At 36.8% G+C, this 8,377-nt stretch carries 7 protein-coding genes; 2 read left to right on the top strand and 5 right to left on the bottom strand.

Features of this window, described 5'->3' with window-relative positions:
* Nucleotides 1-64: 64 nt before the first annotated feature.
* Nucleotides 65-1,459 (top strand): DUF1800 domain-containing protein, encoded by a 1,395-nt coding sequence (locus tag IRZ80_RS19870; protein ID WP_194643949.1) that lies wholly within the window; start codon nucleotides 65-67, stop codon nucleotides 1,457-1,459.
* A gap of 79 nt (nucleotides 1,460-1,538) precedes the next feature.
* Nucleotides 1,539-2,708, top strand: a complete 1,170-nt coding sequence (locus tag IRZ80_RS19865) for a DUF1501 domain-containing protein (protein ID WP_194643947.1) — start codon at nucleotides 1,539-1,541, stop codon at nucleotides 2,706-2,708.
* A gap of 18 nt (nucleotides 2,709-2,726) precedes the next feature.
* Here the strand turns inward: IRZ80_RS19865 and IRZ80_RS19860 are convergent, their stop codons facing one another.
* From IRZ80_RS19860 to IRZ80_RS19840, 5 genes are all read right to left on the bottom strand, one after another.
* The gene (locus IRZ80_RS19860) at nucleotides 2,727-3,203 is read right to left on the bottom strand and encodes a GyrI-like domain-containing protein (protein WP_194643945.1); all 477 of its coding nucleotides are present in this window, start codon (nucleotides 3,201-3,203) and stop codon (nucleotides 2,727-2,729) included.
* Between the two features lie 42 nt (nucleotides 3,204-3,245).
* The gene (locus IRZ80_RS19855; RefSeq protein ID WP_194643943.1) at nucleotides 3,246-3,980 is read right to left on the bottom strand and encodes an alpha/beta hydrolase; all 735 of its coding nucleotides are present in this window, start codon (nucleotides 3,978-3,980) and stop codon (nucleotides 3,246-3,248) included.
* A 23-nt stretch (nucleotides 3,981-4,003) separates the two neighbouring features.
* The gene (locus IRZ80_RS19850) at nucleotides 4,004-4,357 is read right to left on the bottom strand and encodes an MmcQ/YjbR family DNA-binding protein (protein WP_194643941.1); all 354 of its coding nucleotides are present in this window, start codon (nucleotides 4,355-4,357) and stop codon (nucleotides 4,004-4,006) included.
* Between the two features lie 27 nt (nucleotides 4,358-4,384).
* Entirely contained in the window at nucleotides 4,385-5,053 is a 669-nt protein-coding gene (locus tag IRZ80_RS19845; protein ID WP_194643939.1) for a potassium channel family protein, read from the bottom strand.
* A 233-nt stretch (nucleotides 5,054-5,286) separates the two neighbouring features.
* Entirely contained in the window at nucleotides 5,287-8,205 is a 2,919-nt protein-coding gene (locus tag IRZ80_RS19840) for an FAD-binding and (Fe-S)-binding domain-containing protein (RefSeq protein WP_194643937.1), read from the bottom strand.
* Nucleotides 8,206-8,377 lie beyond the last annotated feature (172 nt).

Raw genomic sequence — 8,377 nt, 5'->3', positions numbered from 1 at the left:
TAAACCATTTTCATAAATACTGGTCAAACTAAAACGATTTCGCATTCATCTAAATACTTTTATTATGAATCAAAATGTGCTTTGGTCTCTTCGTTTGGGTTTCACTGATAAAGAAGCATCGAAAATTTCTAAAAAAGAACTGGCTTCTTTTGTTGAAAATTCATTTTCGGCTCCAGTAGATTCCTCTATTCCTTCCTTTTTGGAAAACAGCCCAAAAACAATAGCTGAATTTCAGCAGTTTCGGGATTTGTATAAAAATGCCCCAAGGGAACAAAAACAGGAAAAACAGAAACTGGAACGGCAGACTTTTGAAGAAATGAAAATCTGGTGGATTGATAAAATGATTACTTCAGAATTTCCGCTTCGCGAAAAAATGACTTGTTTCTGGCATAATCATTATGTGGCTGCGTTTTCAAAGGTGAAAGTAAATTACTGGCTTTTTCAGCACAATCAGATTTTAAGGAAAAATGCTTTTGGAAATTTCAAAACCCTGACTAAGGAAATTGTTAAAAGCAATGCAATGGTGCGTTATCTGGATAATACAGACAACCGAAAAGGCAAACTCAACGAAAATTTAAGCAGGGAATTATTGGAGCTTTTCACACTCGGAATCGGTAATTACTCGGAAGATGATATAAAAAACGGTGCCAAAGGCCTTGCTGGTCTAGGTCTAGGTGATGATGGAGCCGTTTACAGACCAAAATTTGAAGATAATGAGAGCTTTGTTTATTTTGGGAAAAAAGGCAGTTTTAAAATCGATGAAATGATTGACATTATTTTTGAACAGCCGAATATTCCTTATCTGATTACCCGAAAAATAATGCAGTGGTTTATTTACGATAATCCAAAAGAAGAACTGGTTCACTACTATGGTGGTTATCTGAGAAAAAAGGATTTTGAAATAAAGCCCTTATTAATCAAGATATTTACCGAAGAATTTGCCAAAAATAATGCTGGTTCCAAGATTAAAAGCCCATTGGAATATATTCTGCAGCTGACAAACGAACTCAATATCGAAAACCCAAATGAAAGATTAATTGCTAAATTTCTAAGAGATCAAGGAATGGATCTGTTCAATCAGCCCAATGTAAAAGGGTGGGACGGAGGTAATTCCTGGCTTACTTCACAGGTTTTTTTACAGCGGAACAATGTTGCTGATCTCCTTTGTAATGGTAAAAACTTAACTCGGGGGAATAAACAAAATACTGAAAATCAGATGATGGCTCAAAATCCAAATAGACAGTTTAAGGTGAAACTGGATTGGGATAAAAGCGGAAGCAATAAAGAAATCATTGCCGAACTCGAAAAGCGTCTGCTGTTTAAAACCGATGCATCCGATCAGGAGGATTTCGAAAGAATTTTAAAGTATGATTTTGACAGCAAAACCGAAGGTTCGGATAATGCTGTATTGCGGTTATTCAATTTTATGGTAAAAACTCCTGAATTTCAATTAATTTAATAGTTTAGCCAAAGGTCATAAAGTTAAACGCAGTCAGGGTTTTAGAATTTATGACTTTCAACATTAAGACTTATTCATCATGGACAGAAGAAAATTTTTAACGCTTACGGGAACATTTACAGGAGGATCACTTCTGTTACCTGATTTTTTATATTCTTTTGGCTCACAGACTAATTTGGTTTTGGGCGAACAATGTGTGGTTTTTGTGCAGTTAAATGGCGGAAACGACGGGCTTAACACTTTTATCCCTTTTGAAGATGCGCTGTATTATTATGCACGTCCGGCAATTGCCATTTCGAAAGATGAGGTTTTAAATACTGCAAAAGGAATGGCTTTTCATCTTGCTTTGAAAGGGTTTGCGAGCATGCAGCAAAGCGGTGATTTATCTGTTATCCAAAATGTGGGCTACGCAAATCCGGTGCGCTCTCATTTCCGAAGCCAGGAAATCTGGCAGACAGCACCCACAAATCAAGAATATTTAAATGACGGTTGGCTTGGGCGTTATCTGGATCTGCAGTGCAGGGAGCATCAGCCTACAGCAGGAATAAATATTGACACTATTGATAACTTGGCACTGAAAGGAGATGAACTGAATTCGATTACTGTAAAAGATCCCGACCAGTTTAAAACTAAAAACAAACATGAAAACGAAGGGCAGTTATCGGGAAATCCTCAATTGGATTTTGTTCGAAAAGTGGCAAACTCTGTTATAGAAGGTTCAGATGAAATTCAGAAAGCATTAGCAAAATCAGCTGCTTCAGATGTTGTTTATCCAAAAACAGGCTTGGCAAAAAACCTCGAATGGATTTCGAAATTGATAAAAGGTAACTTAAATTCCAAGGTGTATTATACTTCCCTTGGCGGTTTTGATACCCATGATAATCAGCTTTCTATTCATAAAAACAGATTGACTGAACTCAATGATGCTGTTTTTAGTTTCTACGAAGATTTAAAAAAATCACAGCAGTTACAGAATGTGACCATTGTTGTTTTCTCTGAATTTGGCCGTCGTGTAAAAGATAATGGCCGAGGAACCGACCACGGAACAGCGGCTCCAATGTTTATCATCGGAGGTAATAATCTAGGGAAAATTATTGGAAATAACCCCAATCTCAGCAATTTGGACAATGGTGATTTGCGCCATGAAATTGATTTTAGAAGTGTTTATGCTTCCATTTTGAAGAATAAACTGAATTTTGACTTTACAAAAATTGGAATCCAAAATAAAGCATTGGAAGGGCTGTTTTAAAATGAGGTACTGGATTTATTACCTGCGTTTTATCGGTATCCATATTTCCTCTTCCGATTCCGGGTCGCCGTTTTTGTATTTGTCACCCAAAATCTCAAAATGAGGTCTGTCATCCAATTCGTAATCCGAATTAGGAATCCATTCGAGGTAAATATAGCGGTAAATGGAATCATCAGTATTTAAGCCTTTATAGCCAAAAACGGCATAAAGTCCTCCGCTCAAAGTAAAAATTTCCATTTCGGAAGGTATAGTGTCAAAGTTTAAAACTTCGGCTGCAGCCCATTTTTCAAATTCATTTGCCGGACTGAAATTTTGAAAATGTGCCGGCTGATAAACCGTCATGGCAATTAAATTGCTGGAGAGGTTATTGCTTATTTCTTTGCGTCTTGGCATAAAACTTTTCCAGAGTTCGCTTGGTTTGTAGTCAGCGAAACTCATTACAAGCCGTTTTCCAATTAATTTTTTTTCGTCTGCTGTTATTATTCTTGGTGTCATTTTTTATAATAATGTGATTAACTGTTCGGGAGACAGAGTACTCTATTCATTTATAAAATCCATAATGATTTTTAAAGTTTCTGCTTGTTGTTTTTCTCTTGAGATTGTGGCTTTATTGTCTCCTAACTGAAAACCATAGTAACCAAACTGAGAGTGATTACCGCCTTCTATTCTTTGAAACTTTGCTGTTTTTGGCAGTTTTGACCGGTTATCCCAAATAGATTTTTCGTCAGCAACTCCGTCTTTTGAACCATAAATTTTTAAGACGGGTATTTTGCAGTCAGCAAGAGAAAAAGTTTTTGGATGTGTAGTGCCAATGAGTATTAGTTTGTCTATTAATTCAGGGTTTTCGAATACAAACTGAGCGGCCATTTTTGCTCCCAACGAATGTCCTGAAAGGATGTATGTTTTGTTAGTATCGCAGAGCAAATGTAATTCTTTGGGCTTGTTATATCCTTTGGATGCCAGCCGCCAAGGCATTTTGATTAAATAAACCTTTATGCTGTTTTCGGCTATTTTTCTGCAAAGCGGGACATATGCTTTTGGATCAACCATTGCACCAGGATAAAAAATGAATACATTTTTAAATGCTGCTTTTGGCGTAAAACAATAATAATCATCTGTATTTTGTATTTTAATAGCTGGACTTTCTTTTAGTGACTGATTACTCACTCCTTGTGATTGTGATGAATAGAACACCCAAAGCGTGAAAACTATTCCAGCTGTTATCCAGATTGTCTTTAAGACTTTTTTTATAGTCTGCTTTTTTGCTGTCATGATTTCTTCAATCAATATTTCTGTTAGGGGTATTCATTATTTGGACGTAATTTTTCAGCAAGTTTTTTTGGTGCTGTTTCACAATAAGCCGTTGTCAAAGCATCGATAAATAAGTCTTTGTTTATTTTTTCCATCTCAATTAAAGTCCAGCCTTGTTTGCCCCATTTGTTTTCCAGCGGATAAATAATGGATTTATCTGCCGAAGAAAAAACGTTTTGGTCAATTTCGGATAATTTTATGCAGGCTCTTTTGAGCTTTTCATCATAAGTGGCAAATATTTTTTTCTTTACTCTGAAAGATGTTTTTTCAAAGTGTGGTTCCTCGGTTGCTTCGGGGAACGAAAGGGCTAATTTTCGTAAGGTTTCTATTGTTATCATTGGTTTTAATAATATTATTCAAATCGCCTAATTTGTATTCTTATTATCAATGACAAACAGTGAAGCAACGTAAGCTGTAAATGTTCCAAAAAGTCCAACTCCAGCTGTCATTAAAACTGATGCGATTATTCGCCCTTCTGTGGTAACAGGAAATTTATCACCATAACCAACCGTTGTAATCGTAACATACGCCCACCAAATAGCATCTTCAGCAGTTTTAATATTACTATTTGGATCTTTTTCTACTTGTAGTATAGCAATCGCAGAAAATATAATAAGTAAAACTGCAATGATAGAAACAGAGGTTAAGGCTCCTTGTGCTTTATTAGCAAAAATATGACTTATCAAATGTTTTGTTGATCTAAAAGCTCTAACGATACGAAGCAGACGTATTAAACGTAATAATCTTCCTGTTCGCAAATAATTTACCATTGGAATGCAAGAAATTAAATCAACCCAGCCCCAACGCATAAATTTTAATTTATTTTCTGTTTTGAAAAAACGAATACAAAATTCTACAAAGAAAAAAGCACAAATTGTGTTGTCTATATAATTTAAAAGAGTCGAAGTTTCAGGTGACAAAATTACAAAAGAATCAACAAGTAACGAACCTAAAACATATATTGATAAAATGATCACTAACAGATTTAAAATGCCAAGTTTATTTTCTAAATTTTCAATTTTAGTTTCGCTCATTTTTAGTAGTATATTAGTTTGGATTATGAATTATTTTGGTTTTATGTGACTAAATTTGTGCAGAATAACTCAGTTGAATTAAGCATTATTATTTTCGAAAGATATAAAAGATTCTTAAAAAATTTCAAATTGATTTTTTATTATTAAATACCTTCATTAAAGATTTCAAGCTCAAAAAAAAATGCAGCCATTTCCAAAACAGCTGCATTTCTTATATAAAGAACTAATTGTACTTATTTTAAAGCCTTATAAAGTATCTCGACAGGGTGAAATGCTTTTCGGCTGGTTCCGTCGCTTATTTGGTGTCTGCAGCTTGTTCCTGAAGCTGAAATCAATGTCGCTTCTTCTTCGGCGCGGATTGTTGGGAACAAAACCAATTCTCCAACTTTCATCGAAATGTCATAATGTTCTTTCTCATAACCAAAAGAACCCGCCATACCGCAGCATCCACTCGGGATGTTAAGGACGGTATAATTTTTTGGTAACATTAATATTTTCTTAAGCGGTACCAATGAAGACAAGGCTTTTTGGAAACAGTGACCATGCATACGGACTCTTTCGGAGTTTTCCGTAAAATAATCGGATGTGATGCGTCCTTCGTCCAATTCTTTGGCCAGGAATTCTTCGATAAGCATCGCTCTGTCTGAATGTTTCTTTGCTTTTTCTTTTAAATCACCACGGCACAAATCCGGATATTCATCACGGAATGACAAGATAGCCGATGGTTCGATTCCAACCAAAATGCTGTTTTCCGGCATTTCTTTGGCGAAAGCCTGAGTATTTTTCTCTGCAATTTCACGGGCTTCTTTTAGCATTCCTTTAGAAAGATAGGTTCTTCCGCTGATACTAATTTGAGGGACGACCACTTCATAACCTAATCGGTTAAACAGCTTCACGGCAGTCTGTCCAATTTCAACGTCATTGAAATTAAGGAATTCATCATTGTATAAATATACTTTCCCTTGAACGAAATTACCAGTTTGCTTGTATTTTTTTATCCATTTTGCAAAAGTCACCTTGTACATCTGTGGCAGTGATCTTTCGGCAGCAAAACCAGTTGCACTTTTCACAATGTTTCCAATGATTCCTTTGGTACCAAAATTATACAGCCAAGGCATTGAAGCAAATAATTGATTGATTTTTGGAGTATTACCGATTAACTTAGAACGGAATTTCACGCCGTTTTTATCATGGTATTGCTGTAAGGTTTCCGCTTTTAGCTTCGCCATATCCACATTCGATGGACATTCGGATTTACATCCTTTACAGCTCAAACATAAATCAAGAACTTCAAGCAAAGCTTCGTCATCGAATTTATTCTGTTTGGTCGAATTAGTGATGGTTTCTCTTAAAATGTTGGCTCTGGCACGAGTGGTGTGTTTTTCATCACGGGTTGCCATATAACTTGGGCACATTGTACCGCCACTTTTTTCGGTTTTTCTACAGTCTCCCGATCCGTTGCACATTTCGGCAGCGCGCACAAATCCGTTATGCTCGGAAAAATCAAAATACGTTTCTGGCATTGGAGTGTCTTGACCTGGATTGTATCTCAGGTTGGTGTCCATTGGCGGTGTATTTACCACTTTCCCCGGATTAAAAATTCCCCAAGGATCCCAAGTGTTTTTTACTTGGATAAACATTTGGTAGATTTCGTCTCCCAACATTAGCGGAATAAATTCTCCACGAAGTCTTCCATCTCCGTGTTCTCCACTCAATGAGCCTTTATATTTTTTAACCAAATGAGCGATATCGGTAGCTATTGTTCTGAACAGCGCAGTTCCTTCTTTGGTTTTCAAGTCAATGATCGGGCGAAGGTGTAATTCTCCTGTTGCAGCGTGCGCATAATGCACACAGCTGAGGTTTCGCTCTTTTAGAACGGCATTAAAATCTTCGATAAAATCAGGTAAATCGTTTACGTCAACGGCAGTGTCTTCAATTACCGCAACGGCTTTGGCATCGCCGGGAATATTAGACAATAATCCCAATCCGGCTTTTCTCAAGTTCCAGACTTTATTGGTGTCTTCGCCCCATACAATCGGGAAATGGTAACCCAAATTTTTGGAACGCATCAATTCTTCCATTTCTTTGGCCGCCTGCACGATTTCCTCTTTGGAATCTCTTAAAAATTCCACAACCAAAATCGCCTGCGGATCACCTTCCACAAAGAATCTGTTTTTGCTCTGCTCGATATTTTCCTTGGTACATTCCAAGATGTAATGGTCAATCAGCTCTACACTATCCGGGTTGAATTTCAATGCTTCCAAGTTGGCTTTCAACGATTCGTTGATGCTGTTGTGGTGCACGCAAACCAAACCGGCGAACGGTTTAAGCGCATCAACTAAATTCAGTTTTATGGCAGTCGAAAAGAACAAAGTTCCTTCAGAACCGGCAATTAATTTACAGAAATTGAATTTTTCGTCAGGATGGCCAAAAGGCTCGCTATCGGCCAATAAATCTAGTGCATATCCTGTATTTCTTCTTGGAATGGTCTTTTTAGGATAATTTTCTTCGAATAAAGCTCTATTTTCAGGTGAACCTAGTAATTCTTTCGCTTGAACATAAATGGCTTGTTCCAATGGGCTAACGACATTTATACCGTTGCATTTGTCTTCAAACTCAGCATTGGTAAGCGCTCCAAAAGTAACTTCGTTTCCATCGGCCAAAAAGCCTTTAATCTCCAATAAATGCTCGCGTGTAGAACCATAAATGACAGATCTCGCTCCACAGGCATTGTTACCAACCATCCCACCAATCATACAACGATTGCTCGTTGAGGTTTCGGGGCCAAAGAATAATTTATAGGATTTTAAATGTAAGTTCAGCTCATCGCGAATCACTCCGGGTTCTACCCAAGCCGATTTTTCAACTGGGTCAACCGAAAGGATTTTGGTGAATTGCTGCGAAATATCAACCACAATTCCGTTTCCAACGACTTGTCCGGCAAGAGAAGTTCCGGCCGCACGCGGAATGACACTGCTTTTGTTTTCTCTTGCAAAAGCAATGATTTTTTGAATATCTTCTTTCGTTTTTGGAATGGCTACCGCTAACGGCATTTCTTTGTAAGCACTTGCATCAGTGGCATAAAGTGTACGTATGGTTTTGTCGTACAATAATTTTCCAGCTAATTGCTTTTCAAGATTTTCAAGCTTCATTTTATTTTAGATTTTAGATTAACGATTGTTGATTTCTGATTTTCTAGTGAAAGTGTAAAGTTTGTTTTTTACAACAACGAAATCTGAAATCAGTCCCAATAATCTCGGGATAATCAACAATTTAAATCAAAATTGATAATCTTTTTTGTTTTAACAACTTTGCGCCTTTGCG

The sequence above is a fragment of the Flavobacterium sp. HJJ genome (assembly GCF_015351475.1).
Classification (GTDB): Bacteria; Bacteroidota; Bacteroidia; order Flavobacteriales; family Flavobacteriaceae; genus Flavobacterium; species Flavobacterium marginilacus.
This window is presented reverse-complemented; position numbering and strand designations above follow the sequence as displayed.